Origin of the sequence: uncultured Desulfobulbus sp. (assembly GCF_963662935.2) — a bacterium.
Taxonomy (GTDB): domain Bacteria; phylum Desulfobacterota; class Desulfobulbia; order Desulfobulbales; family Desulfobulbaceae; genus Desulfobulbus.
Genome location: NZ_CAXXTL010000001.1, coordinates 604,197 through 626,941, shown reverse-complemented (window position 1 = coordinate 626,941; position 22,745 = coordinate 604,197). Strand labels below are relative to the sequence as shown.

Annotated in this window: 22 protein-coding genes and 1 pseudogene; 18 read left to right on the top strand and 5 right to left on the bottom strand. The window is 53.2% G+C overall.

Annotated features, from left to right (window positions below; translation table 11 throughout):
* Positions 1-13 precede the first annotated feature (13 nt).
* The 5 genes from ACHZCX_RS02700 to ACHZCX_RS02680 all read right to left on the bottom strand — a co-directional run bounded on the left by ACHZCX_RS02700 (position 14) and on the right by ACHZCX_RS02680 (position 4,684).
* The gene (locus tag ACHZCX_RS02700; protein WP_319585697.1) at positions 14-658 is read right to left on the bottom strand and encodes an HAD family phosphatase; all 645 of its coding nucleotides are present in this window, start codon (positions 656-658) and stop codon (positions 14-16) included.
* Between the two features lie 436 nt (positions 659-1,094).
* The gene (locus ACHZCX_RS02695) at positions 1,095-1,718 is read right to left on the bottom strand and encodes an ABC-type transport auxiliary lipoprotein family protein (protein ID WP_319585696.1); all 624 of its coding nucleotides are present in this window, start codon (positions 1,716-1,718) and stop codon (positions 1,095-1,097) included.
* Between the two features lie 53 nt (positions 1,719-1,771).
* A complete protein-coding gene (locus ACHZCX_RS02690) occupies positions 1,772-2,656 on the bottom strand; it encodes an MlaD family protein (protein WP_319585695.1) in 885 nt (294 codons plus the stop codon).
* Positions 2,657-2,679: 23 nt separating this feature from the next.
* Positions 2,680-3,546, bottom strand: a complete 867-nt coding sequence (locus ACHZCX_RS02685; protein WP_319585694.1) for an ATP-binding cassette domain-containing protein — start codon at positions 3,544-3,546, stop codon at positions 2,680-2,682.
* A 1-nt stretch (position 3,547) separates the two neighbouring features.
* Positions 3,548-4,684 carry an MlaE family lipid ABC transporter permease subunit gene (locus tag ACHZCX_RS02680; protein ID WP_319585693.1) on the bottom strand — a complete coding sequence of 379 codons (1,137 nt, stop codon included), beginning with the start codon at positions 4,682-4,684 and terminating at the stop codon, positions 3,548-3,550.
* A gap of 902 nt (positions 4,685-5,586) precedes the next feature.
* Here ACHZCX_RS02680 and ACHZCX_RS02675 point away from each other — a divergent pair.
* The 18 genes and pseudogenes from ACHZCX_RS02675 (at position 5,587) to ACHZCX_RS02590 (ending at position 22,679) form a co-directional block, all read left to right on the top strand.
* Entirely contained in the window at positions 5,587-6,375 is a 789-nt protein-coding gene (locus ACHZCX_RS02675; protein WP_319585692.1) for a BON domain-containing protein, read from the top strand.
* Between the two features lie 139 nt (positions 6,376-6,514).
* The gene (locus ACHZCX_RS02670) at positions 6,515-6,673 is read left to right on the top strand and encodes a DUF3309 family protein (RefSeq protein WP_319585691.1); all 159 of its coding nucleotides are present in this window, start codon (positions 6,515-6,517) and stop codon (positions 6,671-6,673) included.
* A gap of 176 nt (positions 6,674-6,849) precedes the next feature.
* Positions 6,850-7,071 (top strand): DUF3185 domain-containing protein, encoded by a 222-nt coding sequence (locus tag ACHZCX_RS02665; RefSeq protein ID WP_319585690.1) that lies wholly within the window; start codon positions 6,850-6,852, stop codon positions 7,069-7,071.
* Between the two features lie 213 nt (positions 7,072-7,284).
* Positions 7,285-7,857 carry a DUF1003 domain-containing protein gene (locus ACHZCX_RS02660; RefSeq protein ID WP_394708738.1) on the top strand — a complete coding sequence of 191 codons (573 nt, stop codon included), beginning with the start codon at positions 7,285-7,287 and terminating at the stop codon, positions 7,855-7,857.
* 131 nt (positions 7,858-7,988) lie between these two features.
* Entirely contained in the window at positions 7,989-8,228 is a 240-nt protein-coding gene (locus tag ACHZCX_RS02655) for a diguanylate cyclase domain-containing protein (RefSeq protein WP_394708756.1), read from the top strand.
* Positions 8,229-8,267: 39 nt separating this feature from the next.
* A complete protein-coding gene (locus ACHZCX_RS02650; RefSeq protein WP_319585688.1) occupies positions 8,268-8,726 on the top strand; it encodes a hypothetical protein in 459 nt (152 codons plus the stop codon).
* Positions 8,727-8,826: 100 nt separating this feature from the next.
* Positions 8,827-10,038 (top strand): AI-2E family transporter, encoded by a 1,212-nt coding sequence (locus tag ACHZCX_RS02645; protein ID WP_319585687.1) that lies wholly within the window; start codon positions 8,827-8,829, stop codon positions 10,036-10,038.
* A 686-nt stretch (positions 10,039-10,724) separates the two neighbouring features.
* Positions 10,725-11,912 carry a catalase family protein gene (locus ACHZCX_RS02640; protein WP_394708737.1) on the top strand — a complete coding sequence of 396 codons (1,188 nt, stop codon included), beginning with the start codon at positions 10,725-10,727 and terminating at the stop codon, positions 11,910-11,912.
* A 284-nt stretch (positions 11,913-12,196) separates the two neighbouring features.
* Positions 12,197-14,143: a cytochrome c peroxidase gene (locus ACHZCX_RS02635; RefSeq protein WP_319585685.1), complete on the top strand. Its 1,947-nt coding sequence runs from the start codon at positions 12,197-12,199 to the stop codon at positions 14,141-14,143.
* A 59-nt stretch (positions 14,144-14,202) separates the two neighbouring features.
* Positions 14,203-15,942: an HAD hydrolase family protein gene (locus tag ACHZCX_RS02630; protein WP_319585684.1), complete on the top strand. Its 1,740-nt coding sequence runs from the start codon at positions 14,203-14,205 to the stop codon at positions 15,940-15,942.
* Positions 15,943-15,959: 17 nt separating this feature from the next.
* Positions 15,960-16,463 (top strand): type 1 glutamine amidotransferase domain-containing protein, encoded by a 504-nt coding sequence (locus tag ACHZCX_RS02625; protein WP_319585683.1) that lies wholly within the window; start codon positions 15,960-15,962, stop codon positions 16,461-16,463.
* 142 nt (positions 16,464-16,605) lie between these two features.
* Positions 16,606-17,094 (top strand): Spy/CpxP family protein refolding chaperone, encoded by a 489-nt coding sequence (locus ACHZCX_RS02620; RefSeq protein WP_319585682.1) that lies wholly within the window; start codon positions 16,606-16,608, stop codon positions 17,092-17,094.
* A gap of 208 nt (positions 17,095-17,302) precedes the next feature.
* Positions 17,303-17,695 carry a hypothetical protein gene (locus tag ACHZCX_RS02615; RefSeq protein WP_319585681.1) on the top strand — a complete coding sequence of 131 codons (393 nt, stop codon included), beginning with the start codon at positions 17,303-17,305 and terminating at the stop codon, positions 17,693-17,695.
* Between the two features lie 259 nt (positions 17,696-17,954).
* On the top strand, positions 17,955-18,278 hold the full coding sequence (locus tag ACHZCX_RS02610) for a DUF2254 family protein (protein ID WP_319585680.1): 324 nt from the start codon (positions 17,955-17,957) through the stop codon (positions 18,276-18,278).
* Positions 18,173-18,715 (top strand): annotated as a pseudogene (locus ACHZCX_RS02605) (polyphosphate kinase 2 family protein); the annotation flags it as partial. The gene ACHZCX_RS02610 and the pseudogene ACHZCX_RS02605, both read left to right, overlap by 106 nt.
* Positions 18,716-19,006: 291 nt before the next feature.
* Positions 19,007-19,855 carry a cation-transporting P-type ATPase gene (locus ACHZCX_RS02600; RefSeq protein ID WP_319585678.1) on the top strand — a complete coding sequence of 283 codons (849 nt, stop codon included), beginning with the start codon at positions 19,007-19,009 and terminating at the stop codon, positions 19,853-19,855.
* Positions 19,825-21,729 carry a cation-transporting P-type ATPase gene (locus tag ACHZCX_RS02595; protein ID WP_319585677.1) on the top strand — a complete coding sequence of 635 codons (1,905 nt, stop codon included), beginning with the start codon at positions 19,825-19,827 and terminating at the stop codon, positions 21,727-21,729. The genes ACHZCX_RS02600 and ACHZCX_RS02595 overlap by 31 nt, the downstream gene beginning before the upstream one ends.
* On the top strand, positions 21,726-22,679 hold the full coding sequence (locus ACHZCX_RS02590) for a YihY/virulence factor BrkB family protein (RefSeq protein ID WP_319585676.1): 954 nt from the start codon (positions 21,726-21,728) through the stop codon (positions 22,677-22,679). Before ACHZCX_RS02595 ends, ACHZCX_RS02590 begins: the two co-directional genes overlap by 4 nt.
* Positions 22,680-22,745 lie beyond the last annotated feature (66 nt).

Below are 22,745 nucleotides of genomic sequence, written 5' to 3'. Positions count from 1 at the left end.
ATAGTCCTTGCACTCAACCGGCCTGGACGCCATCCTGGTCAGCGGTCAAGCCCAGCGCCGCAAGTCCGGCGACGGTGGATTTGTAGTCTGTGTGGACAATGCCGCGCATCCCCAAACCTTTTGCGACTTCGACAAACAGCGGCTGGTCGTCGATGCAAACGATCTGGCGGGCCGGAACCTGGGCGATGTCCAGCGCCAGGCGGAAAATGTCGGCATCGGGCTTGCGTAGGTGGACAAAGCCGGAAGAAACAAAGCCGTCGATGAACGCGTCGAGTTTGAATGTTCTAATCCGATGCGCATTCAGCTCGCGCGCTTCATTGTTGACGGCCAAAATTTTCAGTCTGTACAGCTCTTTGACCCTGAGCAGCAGCGCGATCATTTCCGGGTACGGTTGGGTCTGCGCAAAGACGCATTCCCGGAACTGCTCACGGGTTAATGGGCGTTTCTGGTAAAAGACCACCAGATCCAAATATTCGTCCAAGGTGAGTTTTCCGGTTTCATAGGTCTCGAAGACCAAATGATGCCGCTCCTCCAACTCACTCAAGTCGAGTGCAAAGCGCGCCGCCGCCTGTTTGCGGGCATGACGATCCCACCCGTTGGAGAGCAGGACGCCGCCGATATCGACAAACATACAGGTGATTGCAGCCTCTTGGTTCATGGTTGCTCCTTGGTTGGACAACATCATTGCTGCCATAGAGATGGGTGTGCATTCCAACGGGATCGCCACGCCTGCGCAGCAGGGCGTCAACGGTACCCAATAGTCTGCGAATGGGTGGAGGTGATGGGGCTCAATTGCAAAACAGTGAAACTTCGACGCAAAAATAGACTGACCTAGGGGAAACAGAAGTGGTTCCGGAAATCGGCTAACCCATGAGGCCTTTGCAAAATGAACGGTGCAGGTGGTGTCTTTTCAACCGGAGGGAGAAATCTCACCATCCGGATGACCGGGATTCCTCGCTATCGCTTGAAATGACAATATAAATTTCCTCTTTCTCGCGAGATGCGAGTGAGAAGCAGAGTTTGTTTCTGTCATTTTGCAAAAGGCTCCCATTAAGGAAAATCTCTCTCCCATAAAATCTCATGACAAGGCTTGATCAAGGAGCAGAAACTCCAGGCAAATCCCGGGTGGCTGCTTGCACACAAAAGTGGACAAGTTCTTCAATGACAATGCGGACTGCGCTATTGGCAGCGAGCACACCGCCATACGGATCTTCGCTGGCTGAAGGCACGATTGCATCAAACTCGCGCCAAGCGACGACCTCTCGCGTCGCCGTATCGAGCAGGTGGGCCCGTAAGGTGAAGTGAGCCTGACTCGGTCTCTGCAGGAATTCGTGCTGTAAGCGCACGATCTCAACATCCAGACGCAGTTGGCCGGCTGCGCTGGTGGGCGATGGCACAACAGCGCTGAATTGACCGCTGCGCTCCAGTGCCGTCACAATCAAGGGCGAGAGCATGTTTGCCGGTGTTTCAACCCATTGGGCCTGGCTAAAATATTCAAACGTATTGGCTTGGCGGATATAGATGATCTTATGGCTATCAAAACCAGCTGCGGCACGCGGGATACTGACGATCAGCGTCGGTGCAGCTCTTTTTACCGATGGTGCGGATGCAGCTTGAACTATTGGCTGCGGACTCTCGAATGAAAACAGCGTGAGCGGCGGCGATTTAACAGGGAGCAGCATGGAACAGCCGCACAAGATGGCGGCGACAAGGACCATGGCGCTCAAACTCCTGCGTGGCGGTGGGACTGAGGTATTGATCATGGCGATATCTATTCTCCTGGCCCCAAAAGAACGGGCTGGCGGCCGCGCAGCAGACTGCTGGGGTTGCGTTCGGTTTGTTCGCTCAAGCGGCGCAAAGAGACCAACAGGGCGTTCAATTCAACCAACAGCTTTTCGGTTTCCGGAAGTGTTTTCCCGGAGAACTGGTGCACGCCACTCTCTACTTCTGTAAAAACTTTTTTTGCGTCCTTGCTGACAAGAGCAGTGTCCTTTGCCATTTTTTCGACGGCATCAGCCGCCCTGCTGATCCGATCAAGCATCGGGTCAAAATGGGGAACCATCAGGGCAGCATCGTCTGCGACATTCGCTGCACTTGAAATAAATCTTTTGATGTTCATCTGTTGCGAGGCAATTGAGCTCATCACGACAGAGGTGTTGGCAAGGATATTTTTTATTTCCGTCCGATTTTCTTCAAACAGAGCATCGACGTTTGCCGAAGTCCGATCAAGTTTGGCGAGCACTGAAGCCAGGACATTTTCCAATCGTGCACTTAAAGAGGGTTTGGTCAGGATCATCGGGTATTTGCCTGGCGCGACTACCGCCAAAGGCAGTGATTCTGGGGAGCTACCGCTGAGCTCAACATAGGCAATGCCGGTTAAGCCTTGCGTTTTTAAGACTGCCTCGGTGTCTTCTCTGATGGGCGTTCCTTTTTCGATCGCGAATAGCAGGTGCACTTCCTGTGGATTGGCTGGGTCGAGCTGAATTTTCTGCACCTTGCCAACATTGACCCCGAGGTATTTGACGGGTGCATCAATATTGAGACCAGCCACCGATTCTTTGATAATCGCCCCATACAGGTCATAATCTTTTTTGTTGCCGGCGCCGACAGCAAGCCACAGGATGCTCGCTACGAATACGGCGCCAAGAGCAAGCACAAAAACGCCGACCGCTGCATAGTTTATTTTTGCGTCCACCTTTGCTCCTTGTCCTGTTTCTGGTTTGGCCTGACCTTATCCTGAGTCTGGGCCTGAGCCTGTGCAGCCCTGCCGCGTGGGCCATCGAAGTAGACGCGTATATCAGGGTGTTCCATGTGGGCCAACTCCGACATCGATCCAACACCGACCACCTTGCCTTCGCCAAGGACGGCGACCCGATCGGTCACCTGCCATAAAAAGTCGAGATCATGCGTAATGATCACAATAGTCAGCTGATATAACTCGGCAAGATGACGGACCAAAGCGTCGATGCCGCCGGCGCCGCCAGGGTCCAAACCGGCGGTTGGCTCATCGAGAAACAACAGCTCCGGATCGAGCGCCAAAGCACGCGCCATAGATGCCCGCTTGAGCATGCCGCCACTCAATTGAGTCGGATATTGCAATCCAGCTTCCGGCTCCAGACCACTCAGGCTGATCTTCCAAGCGGCCACTTCATCAATCAACCTGTCATCCAGATCAGTGTGTTCACGCAGTGGCAGCCCGACATTGTCCCGTACGTTGAGCGTGCCGAACAAACCGCCATACTGGAACATGACGCCCCAGCGCTGGCGCAGAATAAGTGCCTCGTCCGGAGAGGCTGTCAGGACATCGGTATCAAGGATCTTTACCGTCCCTGCGTTCGGGCGATGCAGCATGATCATCTCGCGCAATAGGGTTGATTTGCCTGATCCACTGCCTCCGACAATGGCAAATATTTCGCCGCGCTGGATATCAAGATCCAAATCAGCATGGACAACATGGCTGCCAAAACGGGTGCACACCTGGCGCATCTCTATGACATTGGGAACCTTTGGGGAGCCAACATTGGCCTGATCAGCGGCGTTCTGCATATCAGAGATCCAGCAGGCTGAAGATGACCGAAAAAACTGAATCCAGGATGATCACGATAAAGATGGATTGGACCACGCTGCGGGTGGTCTGCCGACCGACGCTGTCTGCGTTCCCCTTAGTGCGAAAACCCTGGTAACAGCCTATGATGGCGATAATAGCAGCAAACACAAAAGATTTACCGATCCCAATCAGCAAAGCAGACAGGTGGATTTCGCTCTCAAAACGGACAAGAAATTCGTGGTAACTGATCCCTAACTGCGAGCGCGCCATGATCATACCACCGAACACACCCGTAACGTCGGCAAAGACAGTCAATAAGGGCAAGGCAACAATCAGGGCAATAATCTTTGGCAGGACAAGAAAATCGATGGGTTCAATGCCGATGGTGCGCATACCGTCAATCTCCTCAGTGACCACCATGGTACCGATCTGCGCTGCATAGGCCGATCCTGATCGCCCGGCGATAATGATGGCGGTGATGAGTGGGGAAAATTCGCGCAGCATTGCAAAACCGACCAGTTCGACGACAAAAATATTCGCACCATAATGCCTGAGTTGCCCCGAACCCTGATAGGCCACAACAATGCCCAACAAAAAAGCCGTCAATCCAATGATCGGCAGGGCGTCAAAGCCGGCAATTTGAATGTTTTTGAGCACTTGCCGCCACCGCCAACGTTTTGGGTGAGGGGCAATGCGCATCAGAACGAAGGCGCATTCACCAATAAAGCTGAGCAGCGCAAACATGCCCTGCCAAGCAGCCTCACCTTCCTTGCCGATTTTCTCCAGCGATGATTCGCGCGGGGGCATGGGCAGAGGCATGTCGATCTGCTTTTCTACTGCATCCAGCAATTTGAGAAAGGGCGACGACCAGTCGAGCAAACGTATCGACCGGCCGGTATTACGTATCTCTTTGAATTGCCGATGCAGGATCCACACCCCGACGCTGTCCATTGTCTCCAGGCGCGAACCATCTACAACCACTTCAGCGACGTTGGCATCACACAGGGCAGCAAGCTTCTGACCTGCGCCAGCCATTGTCCGAGCTGTCCAATTGCCGGATAAAACTAAAGCTCCCGTATGCGATTGGGTGATGTCGGCAGGGATAAGTTCGGTCTGCATGGGATCGTTCTGCGACATAAGACTTATCGAGGTTTCCTCAGAGTCTAGAGATAAATTACTGGTACAACCATGCTCTGCAGATATGGACCAGTTCCATCTGAGGTCGGCTGGAAAAAGGGACACCTATCGATTGGCCTTTACGGCTCAAGGAGGTGTCCAATGGCCCAATGGACCGAAACAAACTTACAATAAGCAAAAAATGAGCCCATAAGACCGAAGGATTACAAGATTAAATCTTACTGATCAATTACAGGATGTAACAGGATATCGAACAGATGTATGGAATGAAACTTCTGACGGAAATACTGTTGCGATGCAACCAAATCGTTGCATTAACCAATTTTTCTCCATGCATCTTATTCATCAAATTTTGACGATGCATGTGGTCAAATCGGACAATCGCATACAGATATTCATCACATAAAGGATGACTAAAATTGGAAAGCCCCTTTCAATAGAAAGGAGCTAACAAACTGAGATAACAATCTCTTGTCAAAACAGATAATCAGTTAAGAACATATTGAATTCGCGAGGTTTAACAACGAGCGACTCCCCTCATTTACTCTCTCCAATTGAATATCATCCCCTCTCTTTCCCGTTTGTACTTTAGAGCACCATTTCTTTGAAAAAAGGTCATATATGGCCATCGGTTAAATGTGACCCTTTTTTGTTGAGTTATTCATTCGAATGCCATCAGCATAACAATTAAAAATATTGTTAAATACCAGATTATTACACGTCTAAGCATGCTGGCATTATAAAACAGGAACCAAGATTGCTTTGACCATAATGGAGAACGCTGGTTTTTCACATAACCGCCATTTTGACCATGATTCGTTTTATCGGGGCTGGTCCAGGTCGCTTGACGCCGGACCAAGTGTTCAAGAGAGCCGAACAATCCACAGGGAGAATGATTTGCCATGAAAAAATCAACCTATCGTTGTGCAGCTTTTATCTTTACCGCAATTTCGGTGCTCTTCATCAACGTCAACCTGTTTGCTTCCGAGATGGATGACCGCATCGAAACATCGGCCAAACAGTCGTATGTGTTCAAGACCTACCTCAAGGGCGATGACATTAAAATCCAGTCCCAGGATGGCGTCGTCACCTTAAGCGGGACCGTTTCCGAGGACTCCCATATTTTGCTGGCGGGAGAGACACTCACAGGCCTCCCCGGAGTAAAAAGTTTCAACAATCAATTGGTGGTCAAGAGCGGCTTGCCTGCCATGAACTCGGATACATGGCTAGGGACCAAGGTTAAATTCATTCTCCTGTTCTATCGAAGCTTGAGTGCAACCGAAATATCGGTTTCAGCCAAAGATGGCGCCGTCACCCTGAGAGGCAAGGCCACCAGCATGGCTCAAAAAGATTTGGCGACGGAATATACCAAGGATATCGAAGGAGTTGCGAGTGTGAACAACGAGATGACCTTGCCGCCGGTGGCAGATAAAGCAGGCAGTCAGACCATGGGTGAAAGAATGGACGCCATGGGCGGGTCGATTGACGACGCATCCATCACCGCCCTGGTCAAGACGACCTTGCTGTATCATCGTTCGACCAGTGCCGTGAAAACGACGGTCACCACGAAAGACGGTGTGGTCACGTTAGCAGGTAAAGCCAGAAACGTAGCCGAGAAGGACCTCGCCACCAAATTTGTGAGTGATGTGCACGGCGTCGTCAAGGTGGTCAACAACATGATGGTCGAATGATCGTCTCACGGTCAACGGCCTCCCCCTCTGGCTCTAAGGCAAGGCGGAGGTGAACCAGAATGCTCAAACAGTCATGAGCTGAAGCGAACAACAAAGCGCAATCATCTTGAAATACGTATTTTTAGAAGGAGGAAGAGTCATGTCAATAGGAACCATATTACTTGTCATTCTGATCCTTGCCCTTTTGGGCATCATCCCGATCTGGCCGCATAGCCGGTCGTGGGGGTATGGACCCAGCGGGGGGGTTGGGCTGATTGTGGTTATTCTCGTGATCCTGTTGTTGCTAGGCCGAATCTAGCCAACACCTCAGACTCTCTCCTTGATCGCGCCCTTCAAGAGGGCTTAAACCCTGATAAGCGAGAAAGTTCACCGGGGTGCGAAGCACAAATTTATGCCCAGCAAAGGGGAGGTCGAGCCCTGGCCGGTCAACGGTTCATCTTCAGCCAAAATGAATCTCTCAAAAGGAAGGAAAAAATGAAATCATACACACTTATCGCCATTTTTCTCATTGCCATAGGAGTCATAGCCTTAGGGTATCAGGGCATCACCTACACAACCAGCGAAAAAGTCGTTGATATTGGCCCATTACAAGTATCGGAAGAGAAAACCAAGACATTTCCGTTGCCGCCGATCGTTGGTGGTATTGCGCTCGTGGGCGGCATTGTGCTGCTACTGGTGGGGAGGAGTAAAGTTTAAGGAGATGCGAACCAGCACTAAGTGGGAAAACTTCAAAGGAAAGGTGGCCAGAAGGCTTTCTGGAATTTTGACAGGGTCACCGGCTCATCCAAAGGTTCAACGGCAGGGAGAAATCCATTAACATGCTGATCATTTTGCCGCCAGAAGCGCACCGTCCAAGACATATGGCGGCACAAACCGCGCTGCAAATTTAATCCATAACCATCTCAAACAATGAACCAAAACGTGAGTGCAATAGCAGAAAAACTCTTTCGTATGAAATATGAAGATCTTGGTGAGCTAGAAAAAAAAGTGGCTCATTCCCTCGCCAGGAAAATCCATATTTCAAGAAATGTGGTGCACGACTTTTCCGAACAACTGACTTTCGGTCAGAGGTTGGCTGATAAGGTCGCAAGCTTTGGAGGCTCCTGGGTTTTCATCGGCATTTTTATTTTTATACTGATTGCCTGGATTTCCCTCAATTCGTTCGTACTCACCCAGCCAGACAAATCATTTGATCCATACCCCTACATACTGCTCAATCTTTTTTTGTCTATGATTGCCGCTCTTCAAGCCCCCATCATCTTGATGTCGCAAAACCGACAGGCTGCCACAGATCGACTCAGTGCAGAACATGATTACGAAGTTAACCTCAAGGCAGAGCTTGAAATATCAGTGCTTCATGAAAAAATGGATTTACTGAGAGAGAAGCAATGGGACGAGCTTATTGCAATGCAACAGCAACAACTCACACTTCTCACCCAGTTAATTGAAACACTGAAACAAAATCAAGAAACGACGGGTTGATGGAAAATGGGCAGGGTACTGAGGATCCGCTCTTCAAGAAGTGTCCTTTTTTGATATGCTACTTTATTCAAGGACGGCAGAGGTGAAAACGAAATTGAAGCCGATAAACTTTGGCTTGACGATCTCAAGAAATTTGCTGCCGGTACGGCGGTGAAGATTTCGCGGTCATCCTGCCGGAAAATTTTGAAGCCAGCAAAATTGCGGACAGAATGAAAACAAAAATGGCGCAACGATTGTCCGATGGACACACAGTGACCGTCAGCCTAGGCGTTAGCTTCATGCGGGATAACGACCCGGACGCATCGAGTCCTCGTGGAGAAAGCAGACGCTGCGCTCTATCAAGCCAAAGAAAGCGGAAAAAACCGGGTTGAAGTGGCTGCGGCTGCAATGTGATCGAACAGGGAGCTCTTATGAAAATAGCCGTGGACTTTGATGGAACCTGTGTGGATCACAAATACCCAGAAGTCGGGATGGATGCACCACTTGCTGTGGACACTCTGAAGGACCTGGTCAAGGCTGGGCATAGCATCATTCTGTACACCATGCGTTCAGACCAATACTTGACGGATGCGATCAACTGGTTTTCCCAGAAAGGCATTGTCTTGCACGGTGTGCAGGTAGACCCCGAACAAAAGAAGTGGACAACCAGTACCAAATGCTATGCCGACATTTATATTGATGATCGGAGCTTCGGGTGTCCGCTGATCACAGTCCAAGGATATGCACGAAAATGTGTGAACTGGAAGGCAGTGCGAGAAACTCTCTTGGCTCCAGGAACACTTGGAACGGGAGTGAACGAATCAGTGTCACCCCCTAAACCTTGGCCGGCGTTTGGACTCCGGTTATTGTGGTGGCCGCACTCTTCATAAACGCGCCCGATTTGCTTTGTTGTTATCCGGCAGGTTCCAGGTTGCGGGCCGCATAATTGTATCAAAGATGGGCTCTTCTCCTTTGCTCTCGAGAAAAATCATGTCCAACAACCAGCAATCAGCCACGAAACCACATTCGGTTTATCTGTATGTAGTTATGGGGGCTTCGTTATTTGCCTTCATTCAAACTTTCGCGCTGCTGTCCCCTATTCTCCTGTCGTTTCTGCTTATTTTACTGATTTCGCTCGCCTTTAATCCGGTAATTTCACGATTGCGGGCTTTGACAGGTGGAAGAAGAGGTGCGACGGGGCTGATTGTGGCGGCATTGCTGATGGTCATTGCCTTGACCGGCTGGGCTTTCTTTGGGCCGTTGCAGAACTCGGTCACCAAACTCTCGGAACAGCTCCCCGCTTACTGGGAACGTCTGCAAAAACCGCTGATCAAAATGGAGCAACAGGCAGTCCTTTCCGAACAAAAGCTCCAGGCGGAAGTCACCACGGAAATTGCTCAGACTGCAGCGGTGGAAGGGAAAGCTAAACCAGAAACCGTGAAGCCCGTCATAAAACCGGTTCCGATCAAAACGATGAAAGAACCGGTTTCTTTTCGGTCCAGCCTAAGCCAGATGTTGCAAGGTGTGGTTGGCCGCTTCACGGAGGTGGCGTTCAACGCGGCTCAGATTTTGATTGTGTTGGTGACGGTCTTCTTTGGCGTAACCTTTACGCTGACCAACCCTCGCCCCATTTTTGGAACGCTGTTTTCTCTCGTACCCGAGCGTCACCATGACCAGGCCCTGGCTATCATGCAACGGATCGTGAAATTTGTGCCCGGTTGGGCCGGGGCAACACTGCTGGGAATGATAACGATCGGCTTCCTGGTTTTTGTGCTCATGTTGCCGATCTTCGGATTCATGGATGCCTTGGTTCTCGGCATGATTGCGTGTATCTTGGAAGTTATACCTTTTTTGGGACCGCTCCTCAGCGCCGTCGCGGCCCTGTTGCTCGCCGCCGGCAAAGGTGGCATGACCCCTCTCTGGGTCGTGTTCGCCTATATTGCAATCCAAGCTTTAGAAAACAATGTCATTCTCCCTTTTATCCTGGCGCGCAGCATGAAACTGCATCCGGTGGCTGTGATCTTTTCCATGCTCTTATGCGTGGCCGCCTTCGGTGTGCTGGGCGTTCTGGTTGCGGCTCCACTGGTTGCCATTGTCGGTATCGTGCATGAGGAACTGTATCGCAAATGTTTTCTTCCTACTGTAACAGACGCAGACCTCGATCGTCTCGCACGAAACGCCTTGTACGAAAACAGCCCTTGAGCAAGTGACACTGGTAATAGAACATCAACCCCTGAAGACCACGTCGATTCATCCAATGACGAGCTGTTGATCGGACACCTCGTTCATTTTCCCATCCTGACAAACAGTTTGTCGCCAGACCAGGAAGCTGCCCAATCACGCAATTCCACCACCAAAAAAAAATCCCTTCCGCATTTTCCAATCAGCTTCAATCATTTGGACCTCATGAAGCCGGATAAATCGGAAAAGGGTCATATATAGCCACCGGTTAAATGCGACCTTTTTTTATGCTCACCAACAACAACCCAGCAAACGATTGCGCAGACATTTATCTTGTAAAATCATTATTATGAACAATGTTACGCTGAGTATTGAGGAGCTGGATCAAAGATTGCAGACAAGGTGATAACGGTGCTGTCGCTTGCATAGCCGCACATTCTGCCAGGATTCTTTGCCAGTCAGGCTGTTCTCGAAAAAATCAGGATAGCTTGCACATCGCAAAATGAGGAGACGCCATGTTGAACAATCAAAAGGGGAAAATAGGGTGGATTTTGCTTTGGGCCTTGGGAGTCCCGATCCCGATCTTATTGGTGCTCTATTTCCTGCGCGGATGCACCTAAGGTGAATTGTATCAAGAGAACGGCCTGTTCCCTGATATTTCTTGATTTCAAAAAGTAATGATGAGGAAAGAGTGCGCCCTTATTCTCTTGGCATTGGCACTGACGGGTTGTGCATGTGCCCAAGCAATCACCCCCAGAGGAACTGCTCCGCTTTCCGGAACGGGCACGGAAGGAAGAGGACACGGTACGCTCAAGTCCGGAGATGCGTTTGCCCCAACCAATACATCCAAGGGGAGACAGACCATGCCGTTTTCTGAAGGAAAATGGGTAAGCATCAGTGCGTTTGAAAAGGTCCCTGATGATGAAGAACGGTTGATCGACGATATGCACACGCTCTTACAAGAAAAGATGGCCAAAGATTATCCCCCGGGTCAAACCAAACGAGACGCACACCCGAAAAATCTAGCCTGCCTGCAAGCAGAATTCATCGTCGAACCCCACATCCCGGCAGAGCTCAAGGAAGGGATATTCGCATCTGGCCTAACGTATCCCGCTTGGGTTCGAATTTCCAGTTCCAGCGGAAAGATCCAATCGGACGAAGTCAAAGACCTCCGTGGTTTTGCCATAAAACTCATGGGGGTCAAGGGGGAGCGGTTCGAGAGGCACAACGAGGAGCAAGAAACACAGGACTTCATTTTGATAAGCTATCCGACCATGCCTCTAGGAACGGTCAAACTGTTTCACGAAGCAGTGTACTACAGCATCAAATGGTCCCCCTTGGTCTTTTTTTCCCGCCTCGTTCTGTCCGGCAATATCCATATCCTCAACGAACTCCGTAAGGCTCCGGAAAATCAAACATCTCCGCTGGACATCCGTTACTGGAGCACCACTCCGTATCTTTGCGGGACAGACCACGCTGTAAAATACTCACTTGTTCCCACTACGTCCCTAAAAAGCACCCTACCCCCAAAACTTACCGATCATTATCTCACTGAGAACATGGAAAAACATCTGGCAACTAATGAGGCCAGCTTTGATTTCATGGTGCAAGTACAAACGGACCCTGGCCGGATGCCGGTTGAAGATGCCGGAGTGGAATGGAGCGAAAAGGAATCGCCCTGTATCAAAGTTGCCACCCTTCGCATTCCTCCTCAATCCTTTCGCACCAAGGAACGAGAGGAACTGGCTGAAGATTTGTCGTTTTCTCCGGCACATTCTTTAATTGAACACCGGCCAATCGGCGGCATCAACCGAGCGAGAGTTGAAATTTACCGGCGCCTCTCCGAATTCCGCCATAAGCAAAACGACACGCAGTTGAGAGAACCCCGCAAGTAGTTGGTTAGTATTCTTCAATGCGGTAGCCGTCATTGACCAAGCCTAACCCGCATGGCTAGACCAGATTGGCCGGCCACAACGAACAATGAAAGGTCGGCATTCCGCGCCATGGCACCGCCACCGGAACCAACACTTTCATATAAAGAAGGCAGGGTTCTGTCGTTGGGAAGTATGGCTATCAATTTTATGTGCGATGTCTTTGGGTATAAGGCGCTGGCGGCAGGCAGGTTGTCAAATGGACCTGAACCGGCGGACCCTCAATAACTTAGAAAGGAGTATTGGTTATGCAAAAGAAGCTACGATCAGTTGTTTTATTGGCAACGGGATTGAGTGTGCTGGTTTCCTCCGATTTGGCGGGAAACCTGATCTCGCAGGCCTCTGCCGATTCCACCACGGAGGCGCAAAAAAAAGCAGCCAAGGCCCAAGATGGCGTCGTGCTGCTGCAGGCACATGCGCTGTTTGGAAAACTTCCCGCGACCATGCCGGGGGGCGAGCAGGACACGCCCGCCATGATTGCACTGGGGAAGAAACTCTATTTTGAGGAAGCCATTTCGATCAACAAAACCCAATCCTGTAACTCGTGCCATCCTATCGACAACAAAGGCGCAAGCGCCGATAATCGCAAGACAGGCAAAGGTGCTGAAGGAAAATTTGGCGACCGCAACGATCCACCAACCTTGAATGCCGGGTTCCAAATTGCACAATTCTGGGACGGACGCGCGGCCACATTGGAAGAACAGGCTCAAGGCCCCCCGCTCAATCCCATTGAAATGGGCATGCCCAATGCGGCAGCGCTGGTCGAACGGTTGAACGGCATACCAGCGTATCCTGCTGATTTCAAAAAGGCCTTTCCTGGTGAGAAAGCCCCCGTGACTTTCGACAATTTCGCCAAAGCGGTTGCCGCCTTTGAACGAACGCTGATCAGCCGGGGCCGTTTCGACCGATTCATGGACGGGGACAAGCAAGCGCTCACCGAGCAGGAAATGGAAGGGATGCGCACCTTTATCAATGTCGGCTGTGTGCAGTGTCACAGCGGCCCCAACCTGGGTGGAATGACCTTTCAGAAAATGGGTGTGTTCCATGCGTACAACAACGACTCGGATCTTGGGCAGATGAAGGTTACCAGCCTTGAAAGTGATAAATATGTGTTCAAGGTTCCCATGCTGCGCAATGTCACCCTGACTGCCCCCTATTTCCATGATGGCGAGGCGGGCAACCTGGCGGAGGCTGTTGATCAGATGGGTTACCTGCAGTTGGACAAGAAACTGAAGGACCAGGAAATCAACACGATCCTCAGATTTTTAACCACCCTGGCCGATGCAGAACGCACCACTGCGCCGCCCATAGAGGAAAAAAATCCTTCTGCGTCCTGGGTACCGCCGCTGATGCAGGATATACCTCAGGGTGCGGAAGGTGATCTTATTCGTTACGGTGCACGGCTTTTGACCGATACCTATGCACAGCTTGGACCTGGCGTAAAGGAAGAAAAAATGCGTTTTTCAGGAAACACCCTTAACTGCACGAGCTGCCACCTGGATAACGGCACCAAACAATTCGGACTTCCCTGGATTGGGGTGAGCCAGATGTATCCCCAATACCGAGGCCGCGAAGACAAGGTGCAGGGGATTGAAGAGCGAATTAACGGTTGTTTCGAGCGGAGCCTCAACGGCAAAGCGCTGGCTGTTGACAGCAGGGAGATGAAGGCAATGGTCGCCTACGTGAACTGGTTGTCGAAAGACATGCCCAAGGATGTTTTCGGCTTGGGAACACCCAAATACGAAGGTCCGAACCGCAAGGCCGAGGTGAAAAATGGTGGAGAGGCGTACAACCGATTCTGCCTGTCGTGCCATGGCGAAAACGGGAACGGCTATCAGTCCATGTCGGCAGGAGGTTCGGGCAGCCACGTCACCCCGGCGGTCTGGGGAACAAACAGCTATAACAACGGAGCGGGAACAAATCGGCTCCTGACCACTGCCGCGTTTATCCATAGCAACATGCCACTGGGCACACCGTGGAACCGTCCGGCGATCACCAATGAAGACGCCTACGATATCGCCGCCTATCTCAGTTCTAACAAGCGGCCGCAGATGAGCGGACTCGAGAAGGATTATCCGAAATTGGAGAAAAAAGCGGTCGACTGCCCATATCCGCCCTATGCGGATGATTTTTCACAGGAACAGCACCAATACGGACCGTTCCAGCCGATAAAGGCTGCGCAGAAAAAGAAATAAGCAAGGCGGGAAGTTGTTGATGAAACGACCTGTAATCACCAAACACATGAGGCTGTACGATGCGATATCACGTTCTGGCGACTGACTATGACGGGACTCTTGCCCAAAATGGCCGCGTTGACGTAGCGACCGTGGAATCGCTGCGCCAACTTCTGGCAACTGGGCGTCGACTGGTAATGGTGACGGGTCGCGAGCTGCCGGAATTGTTAGACATCTTTCCGGAGATCGACTTGTTCGAATGGGTCGTGGCGGAAAATGGGGGTTTGCTCTACCGGCCCTCAGCGAAGGAAGAAAAACTGCTGGCCGAGTCACCGAGCGACAGTTTCCTGCAGGCTCTGGGCAAAAAAAACGTCGGGCCCCTGTCAGTCGGACGTGTCGTTGTCGCCACCTGGGAGCCGCATCAGGACTCGGTCATCAATACCATTCACGATCAAGGGCTGGAACTGCAGGTCATCTTCAATAAGGGGGCAGTGATGATTCTGCCCGCTGGTATTAACAAAGCCAGCGGATTGATTGCGGCCCTGAAAGAGATGGGTATTTCGCCGCATAATGTGGTCGGTATCGGCGATGCGGAAAATGATCATGCGTTTTTACGATTGTGCGAGATGTCCGTGGCTGTGGCCAATGCGCTTCCGGCGGTAAAGGAAACGGCAGATTTCATCACCGCAGGGGATCACAGCCAGGGCGTCTGCCAGTTGATCGAGGAACTGGTCGCAAACGATTTGACCGCTCTGAATCTGCAACAGCAGAGACATCATCTCGTCCTGGGAACAAGCGATGACCAAGAGGTGCTGTTGTCCCCATACGGCCAGAGCGTTTTGATTTGCGGCCCATCGGCGAGCGGCAAATCAACGGTCGCGACGCGAATCGTTGAGTCTCTCCAGGAGCAGCAGTATCAGTTCTGTTTGATTGATCCAGAGGGAGATTACGACGAATTCGAAGGAGCGGTCATGTTCGGAGGGCCGAAGGCCGCTCCCCCCGAAGATGAAATTTTGCGGTTCCTGGAAGATCCGAACACGAATGCCGTCGTGTGTCTGACCGGGTTGCCCATTCCTGATCGCCCGCCGTTTTTCTTGCGACTGCTGTCGCAACTGCTGCAAATGCGTTCGCGAACCGGTAGGCCGCACTGGTTGATTCTTGATGAGGCCCATCATCTCATGCCGGCGGAGTGGTTGCCGCCCGATGGCACTTTACCCAAAGAATTGACCAACGTCGTCCTGATCACCGTGCATCCGGATCTGCTCTCAGGAGCACTGCTGGAACGCGTCGACACTCTGCTGGTGGTGGGGGCCAATGCGCATGAGACGCTGACCAGTTTTACCCGCATTATCAAACAACCCGTCCCACAAATGGACTCTACAGCCCTGGAGCCAGGCGAATTTCTCTTGTGGTTAAAAGAGAGCGCCACACCGCCGCAAAAAGTCCTGGGCCATCCCTGCAAAATGGTGCGTCATCGACACCGCCGAAAATATGCCGAAGGTCAGCTTCCCCCAGAGCGCAGCTTCTATTTCCGTGGACCGCAGCACAAAATGAATCTGCGGGCCCAGAATTTGATGCTCTTCCTGCAAATCGGAGACGGGGTCGATGACGAAACATGGCAGTACCATTTGCATCAGGGCGACTTCTCTCGCTGGTTTCGCGAGGCTATCAAGGACGAGAATCTCGCCTCCGCCGCAGAACGGGTGGAATCATTGACACAGGCCACGCCAAAGGAGAGCCGCGCCCTTATTCGGGCCACGGTTGAGCAGGATTATACGGTTCCGGCGTCGTTACCCCTGCCGGTGCCCGGTTCCAGTTAATTTCCCTAGGAGGAAATATGAAAGCTTTGATTGTAAGCGCGGACAATTTTGAGGACTCTGAGTTGCTGGTCCCCTACTACCGCCTCCAGGAAGCGGGCGTTGCGGTGACAGTAGCCTCACTCAATCGCGGGGCTATCACGGGCAAGCATGGCTACGAGGTGACCGTGGACATGACACTTGATGAGGTCAATCCCGACGATTATGCGATCCTGGTCTTGCCTGGGGGAAAGGCGCCGGCCGAGTTGAGAAAAGAGCCCAAAGCCCTGGAAATCGCCCGGAGTTTTTTTACGCACGTCAAACCGGTAACCGCCATCTGTCACGGACCACAGATTTTGATCAGTGCCGGCTTGTTAAAGGGCCGGCGGGCCACCTGTTACCTGTCGGTGGCGGATGAACTTAAAGAGGCAGGGACACTTTATGAAGACCGCGAGGTGGTGGTCGACGGCAATTTGGTCACGTCCCGGCAACCGGCCGATCTCCCCGCATTCATGCGCGAAACCATGAAAGTGCTGGGTCGGTAGCTCGGGCATCAAGATGCCCCCTGGTCATTCAATGAACCGTAGAGAGAAGCTGATTCTACAGTTCTGGAAATTCGAGAAATTCTATTTGGAGCGCAATGAGCGTTTACAAGTGGTCAACCCCAAACTTGTAAGGAGACAGAACATGAAACGAAAAATGCATCAAGTTGCTTCCCCCGTTACCCGCGTTGTTGTGATGATGGCGTTTTTATCCGCCCTCTTTTTGGCACCTGCTAATCCTTCTTTGGCGGCATCAGACACAAAAAAAGCACCGGCAGTTGCTCGAACCACTGTGGTCGAACATACCGAGGCCCGCATCAAAGAGCTGCAAACTGTGCTCAAGATCACCCCTGCCCAGGAAAAATTATGGGAGAATCTGCAACAGGTGATGCGGGAAGATGCGAAAGAAATGGACGCCCTGGTTGCAGACAGGGATGAAAAAACCAAGATGATGAACGCTGTCGAGCGGATGAAATTTCACAGTCAAATGACCGAAACCCGCTTAAATCAGCTAAAAAAATTCATCCCTCCTTTTGAGGAACTCTATGCCAGTATGTCGGATGAACAGAAAAAGAGTGCCGATACCGTCTTTGAGAAAGGGATAATGAGGAAACATAAGAGTAAGAGGAAATAATCGGTGCTGTTCTCCCATGAAAGATTGCAGCCAAACAGACGATCGGAATCCATCCAAGAATGGAGTTATTGTATGAAGACATCAAGTCGATGGAGTTTGAGATCCATAGCAGGCAAGGTTTTGTTCGGCCTTGCCTTAACCGCAATAATAAGCAGCATAAACGTGGCGCCGTCCTACGCTGATAATGATCGTAACCGGGGGAGACAGTATGACAATCGCCGTTACGAGCACAGGGGGCCAGGGTATGACCGCTACCGCCAAGGTGGACATGGCCGCTGGCATGACAGGCGTGGATACCGGTATTATGAAGATGGTTACAGTCACCGGATTTATGCGCCGCCGCCAGGCTTCTATACACCGCCTCCAGAGCCGGGCGTCAGGATCTTTTTTCCCCCGATCTATATTAATCCCTGAGTGGCGACTCGCGGCCCTGGTACAAGGAAAAGAACAACAAAAGAAAAGAAGCCAGAACTCTTTTCCATTCAGCAATCCTGGTCCTGACCGGGGAAAAGGCGCTGGCGGCTTTAAGATAAAAGCCGCCAGCGCTGGAGATCGCCCGGCGATGACCGAGAGGGCACCTTCCCCCAATGTATCCCGTTGACCGGACTCGATGGGAAACCGGCCGCTACTCGGGGTGCGGATACCCTGGCAGGTGAACAACACCCCCTGCAACCGCCAGAGGAAACGCCCGATGCCGTATCCACGAAAGCGGAAGTCGGCTTATACAGAGAAGCCGTGGTTATCAAGGAACAGGCACAGCCGTTAAAGGACGGGGAAAACCTCCTGCCGGTCTCCCCTGCCTCTTCTCTTCCAAAAAAACAGCCGGAAAGATCGATACTAAAAGATTGAGGCAGCTGATAATGCTGAGAAAACTGCACCATTGGTGGCAAGAAAGTCGCTCCAGCTTCTGGTTCGTCCCTGCCGTGATGGTCTTGGTCGCCGTGGTGCTCGCCATCGTCCTGATCACCGTGGACGCGACCGTCAATCTACCTATCTTCGGGCGATGGCCGCTGCTTTTCGACTCCGGTGCAGCCGGTGCCCGCGGCCTACTCACGGCCGTTGCAGGCTCGATGATCACCGTGGCCGGGGTGGTGTTCTCTTCAATCGTTCCTACTACGAGGAAGTGCTCATCGTTCGTGTCCATCCTGAAATCCTCCACGGCCAAGGTCTGCCGGATGGGTTAGTCGACGAGCAGACCATCTGGCGGGAGCGATATCAATCCATCATCGATCTGGAGGCCCATCTCCACCGCAACGGCACCCGGATCGTCAAATTCTTCCTGCATCTTTCCAAGGAAGAACAGCGAAAGCGCTTTCTCGATCGGATCGACGAGCCGGAGAAAAACTGGAAATTCAGTGTGGCCGACATAGAAGAACGGCAATTCTGGACACAGTACATGGAGGTCTATGAGGCGTGCCTGAGCGCGACAAGTACAGACATCGCTCCTTGGCATGTGGTGCCCGCCGACGACAAGAAGAACGCCCGCCTGATTATTTCTCAAATTATTCTCGATACCTTTAAGGCCCTCAAAATGAGCTACCCGGAGGTCAGCGAAAAGCGCCAGCAGGAGTTGCTGGCGATCCGCCGGCGGCTGACGGAGGAAGACCCAAGCGACGACTGACACCCCGTCACATGGAATTTCTACCGGCCCATTGGTGGTTGCCGGCCTTCATTCTGCGTCCCAACCTGTGAACAGGATGAGCAGCGCGGGATCGAATTGATGCTTCGTGTTCTTGAGGCTATTCACCTCGGGCGGACGCCGAAGCAGCTCGACACAGCCGGGCAACCGGGCATATCCGAGACCGCGATAGCACCCATTGGTATCAATGGTATCCTCTCACCTGAGGATATTGCTCAGTAAATTTGCCCCAATTGCCCGTGCCACATCAATAGCTGGGTGAAGGAGAATCGCATGACCCCGCCATCGGCCACCAACGAACCACCCAAGGGTACAGCCTGGTACCACCGTTCTGCCGAGGAAGTACTGGCAGAACTGGGTTCCAAAGCGACCGGACTCTCGGCTACCGAAGCCGGACAACGTCTCGCGGCCAACGGCCCGAACCAGTTGCGAGAAGGCAAGCACATTAGCTCGCTGCAGATTTTTCTCGGTCAGTTCAAGAGTATCATCATCTGGATTCTCATCGCTGCCGGGGTGATCTCCGCCGTGATGGGTGAAGTCGTCGACGCTGTCGCCATCCTCGCCATCGTTGTCCTCAACGCCGCCATCGGTTTTTACCAGGAGTTCAACGCCGAGGAGTCGATTGCAGCGCTCAAAAAGATGACCGCACCCCGGGCCAAGGTGCGGCGCGATGGGGCCATCACTTCGATCCCAGCTTCGGAAATAGTCGTTGGCGAAATCCTGGCACTGGAAGCCGGCGACCTGGTGGCTGCCGATGCCAGGCTTCTGGAAGCGGCATCGCTTACCTGCATCGAATCGGCCCTGACCGGCGAATCGGCAGCGGTGGCGAAACAGCCCGCGACCTTGGCCGGGAGCAATGTCCCTCTTGGCGACCGGGCCAACATGGTCTTCATGGCCACCGCAGTCGCAGCGGGCACCGGCCTGGCCGTCGTGGTGGCCACGGCTATGCAAACCGAGCTGGGCCGCATCGCTGGACTGCTTGCCAAGGAGGGTGCAGGGGAAAGCACTCCGCTGCAGAAGAAACTCGATTCGGTCGGACGCATCCTCGCTGGGCGGCGCTCGGCATTGTCGCCCTGCTTTTCGGGCTGGGGATGCTTCGCGGGACCAATCTCTATGAGTTGACAATGACTGCGGTCAGCCTTGCGGTGGCCGCTGTGCCGGAAGGCTTGCCGGCCATCGTTACGGTCGCGCTCGCGCTCGGCGTGCTGCGCATGTCACGCCGTCACGCGCTGGTGCGCAGACTGCCGGCAGTGGAGACGCTCGGTTCGACAACCATCATCTGTACGGATAAAACCGGAACGCTCACGGCCGGTGAAATGACCGTGCGCGGGCTGTATGTCGCCGGCCAAAGTTTTGAGGTGACCGGGGACGGTTACGGGCCAGACGGTGAAGTCCGTTTAGCAGGCAAGAAACCGGAGGCCGAATACACGGCACCGCTGCTCGAACTGGCAACCGTTCTCCTCGGCTGCAACAATTCGCATCTCGTTGAAGAAGACGGCGATTGGCACACCGTCGGCGATCCCACCGAAGGTGCCTTGCTTTCGGCCGGCGCCAAGGCCGGCGGCAACCGGAAGCAGATTGAGGCGGAATTGCCGAAGCACCATGCCATTCCTTTCGATTCCGACCGCAAACGCAACACGGTGATTCGCAAGATGCCGGACGGCAGGCTCCGCGCCCTGATCAACGGTGCGCCCGATATGCTGCTGGAGCTCTGCACGGAGATCTCCACCGGTACCGGAGTCCGGCCGATGACGGACGAGGATCGCCGGAGCATTGAGACGCTGAACACCGCCATGGCGCAGCAAGCCTTGCGGGTGCTCGGATCGGCCTATCGCGACCTGGACAACGCTTCGCCCGCCGAGCTCGCTGCAGATGCCGTCGAGCGCAACCTGGTGTTCGTCGGTCTGACGGGCATGTATGATCCGCCGCGCCAGGAGGCCAAAAACGCCGTGGCCAAATGCCGCGCCGCCTGCGTCCGGGTGGTGATGATTACCGGCGACCATCCGCACACCGCGGCAGCTATAGCCCGGGAAATCGGCCTCGCCACCGGCGACGAATCAGTGATCGCCGGAATGGAGATGGAAAACATATCCGATGACGAACTCCAGCAGCGGGCGCTGAAAACCGTCGTCTACGCCCGGGTCACCGCCCTGCACAAACTGCGCATTATCCGTGCCTTGAAAACCGATAAAGAGGCCGTGGTGGCCATGACCGGCGACGGCGTCAACGATGCGCCGGCCATCAAAGGCGCAGACATCGGCATCGCCATGGGACAGTCGGGCACGGAAGTCACCAAGCAGGCCGCGGACATGATCATCACCGATGACAACTTTGCCACCATTGTCGCGGCCGTCGAAGAAGGTCGCGGCATATACGACAACATCCGCAAAACGCTGCAATACCTGCTGGCGGGCAACACCGGCGAACTACTGCTGATGACGATCTGCGTCGCTATTGGTTTACCATCGCCCCTACTGCCGATTCATCTGCTGTGGATCAACCTGGTGACCGATGGTTTGCCCGCGCTCTGCCTGGCCACCGACCCCATCGACCCCGACGTGATGCAACGCCACCCGCGCCCCAGAACAGAAAGCATGACTGACCGCAGCTTCCTGCGCTCGATGCTGCTTACCGGCGTTCTCACGGCGGGGGTGGCATTTGCGGTGTACCTCCTTGTTCTGAAGACGGAACCCCTGGAAACGGCGCGCACCTACGCCTTCACCGTGCTGGTCTTTGCCGAGCTCTTGCGGTCCTTTGGCGCCCGCAGTGAAACCAAGCAGGTCTGGCGTATCTCGTTATTTACCAACCTCAATCTGGTCATCGTGGTCGCCGTTTCTTTCGGTCTCCAGGTGTGGAGCCAACACAATGCGATCCTGGGCCGTATACTCAAGACGTCGTCCATGCCGCTCACCGATTGCTTGCTGCTTATGGCCTTGGCCACCATCCCGCTGCTGGTTTTGGAGGGGGTCAAGATGGTGCGGAGAGCCAGGCGGTGAAAAGGAAGCGCCACCCCAGGCTGCCTGCGGTGTTGTCTCGCTGGCAAGGCAGACTTTGGCAAACTATTCGCCGGGTTTGGACGGTGCCGGGCTTTGCCGGCAAAAAGTTTGCGGACATTGACGGAGCACAGTTGGCCGGAGCCTTTGCCTTCAATGCATTTTTCTCCCTGTTTCCTTTAATGATTCTTCTGGTCACGGTTGTTTCGACCTTTGTCGACAGAGATATCGCCGGCAAAGAGGTAATCGCCTCTATGGAGGGATATGTCCCGATTAGCGGTGAGATGCAGCAGTATATTTCCAGCGCCATCGCCGGTGTCATCACTGCCCGCGACCAGGCAAGCACGGTCGCCTCTCTCGCCCTGGCCTGGACCGCTCTTCAATGTTTTGCCACCCTGATCGTGGCCACCAACCGCGCCTGGGGCAGCACGGTCTACAATTGGTGGCGCTTGCCTTTGAAAAGCCTGACGTTGCTCGGCAGCACGACGGCTGCAATCCTTCTGAGCATGGCCGTGCCGGTGCTGCTCAGAATAGCGAGGGGATGGCTGCTGTTTCCCCTGTATGAATACCGTTCATGGGTCTATGACCTTGGAAGCTTTTTTGTCCCCTCGGTGGTGGTGTTCTTCGGCCTGCTCCTTTTTTACCGGTTCGCTCCGAGCCGCCCCACGCGGTTTGTCGAAGTCTGGGCCGCCGCCCTGTGCGCCACGATTTTATTGCGAGCGGGTGAAAACCTGTTCATCATCTACCTGAAAGACTTTGCCACCTTGAACGCGGTCTATGGGACGTTCGGTGGGATCATGGCCTTGCTGCTGTGGATCTATGTTTCCGGAGCAATTTTCATTTTCGGTGCCTGCCTGTGCGCGGGCCAGGCGGAACTCCATGCAACGTCTACCGAGACAGGGGATAAAGTATCCTTAAATGGTGCGCCAGATACTCATGCAACAGATTCTTGAAGGTTATATATGGCCAGTGGTTAAATACGACCCCCACTTTGAACTCTTCACGACATGGCGCAGATG

Bases quoted from the DNA above. Each gene is read 5' to 3' on its own strand.
- ACHZCX_RS02675 (WP_319585692.1), top strand. From the start codon at position 5,587: ATGAAAAAATCAACCTATCGTTGTGCAGCTTTTATCTTTACCGCAATT.
- ACHZCX_RS02670 (WP_319585691.1), top strand. From the start codon at position 6,515: ATGTCAATAGGAACCATATTACTTGTCATTCTGATCCTTGCCCTTTTG.
- ACHZCX_RS02685 (WP_319585694.1), bottom strand. From the start codon at position 3,546: ATGCAGAACGCCGCTGATCAGGCCAATGTTGGCTCCCCAAAGGTTCCC.
- ACHZCX_RS02625 (WP_319585683.1), top strand. From the start codon at position 15,960: ATGAAAGCTTTGATTGTAAGCGCGGACAATTTTGAGGACTCTGAGTTG.
- ACHZCX_RS02610 (WP_319585680.1), top strand. From the start codon at position 17,955: ATGCTGAGAAAACTGCACCATTGGTGGCAAGAAAGTCGCTCCAGCTTC.
- ACHZCX_RS02615 (WP_319585681.1), top strand. From the start codon at position 17,303: ATGACAATCGCCGTTACGAGCACAGGGGGCCAGGGTATGACCGCTACC.
- ACHZCX_RS02665 (WP_319585690.1), top strand. From the start codon at position 6,850: ATGAAATCATACACACTTATCGCCATTTTTCTCATTGCCATAGGAGTC.
- ACHZCX_RS02650 (WP_319585688.1), top strand. From the start codon at position 8,268: ATGAAAATAGCCGTGGACTTTGATGGAACCTGTGTGGATCACAAATAC.
- ACHZCX_RS02620 (WP_319585682.1), top strand. From the start codon at position 16,606: ATGAAACGAAAAATGCATCAAGTTGCTTCCCCCGTTACCCGCGTTGTT.
- ACHZCX_RS02660 (WP_394708738.1), top strand. From the start codon at position 7,285: ATGAACCAAAACGTGAGTGCAATAGCAGAAAAACTCTTTCGTATGAAA.
- ACHZCX_RS02645 (WP_319585687.1), top strand. From the start codon at position 8,827: ATGTCCAACAACCAGCAATCAGCCACGAAACCACATTCGGTTTATCTG.
- ACHZCX_RS02695 (WP_319585696.1), bottom strand. From the start codon at position 1,718: ATGGTCCTTGTCGCCGCCATCTTGTGCGGCTGTTCCATGCTGCTCCCT.
- ACHZCX_RS02680 (WP_319585693.1), bottom strand. From the start codon at position 4,684: ATGTCGCAGAACGATCCCATGCAGACCGAACTTATCCCTGCCGACATC.
- ACHZCX_RS02600 (WP_319585678.1), top strand. From the start codon at position 19,007: ATGACCCCGCCATCGGCCACCAACGAACCACCCAAGGGTACAGCCTGG.
- ACHZCX_RS02630 (WP_319585684.1), top strand. From the start codon at position 14,203: ATGCGATATCACGTTCTGGCGACTGACTATGACGGGACTCTTGCCCAA.
- ACHZCX_RS02595 (WP_319585677.1), top strand. From the start codon at position 19,825: ATGCTTCGCGGGACCAATCTCTATGAGTTGACAATGACTGCGGTCAGC.
- ACHZCX_RS02700 (WP_319585697.1), bottom strand. From the start codon at position 658: ATGAACCAAGAGGCTGCAATCACCTGTATGTTTGTCGATATCGGCGGC.
- ACHZCX_RS02635 (WP_319585685.1), top strand. From the start codon at position 12,197: ATGCAAAAGAAGCTACGATCAGTTGTTTTATTGGCAACGGGATTGAGT.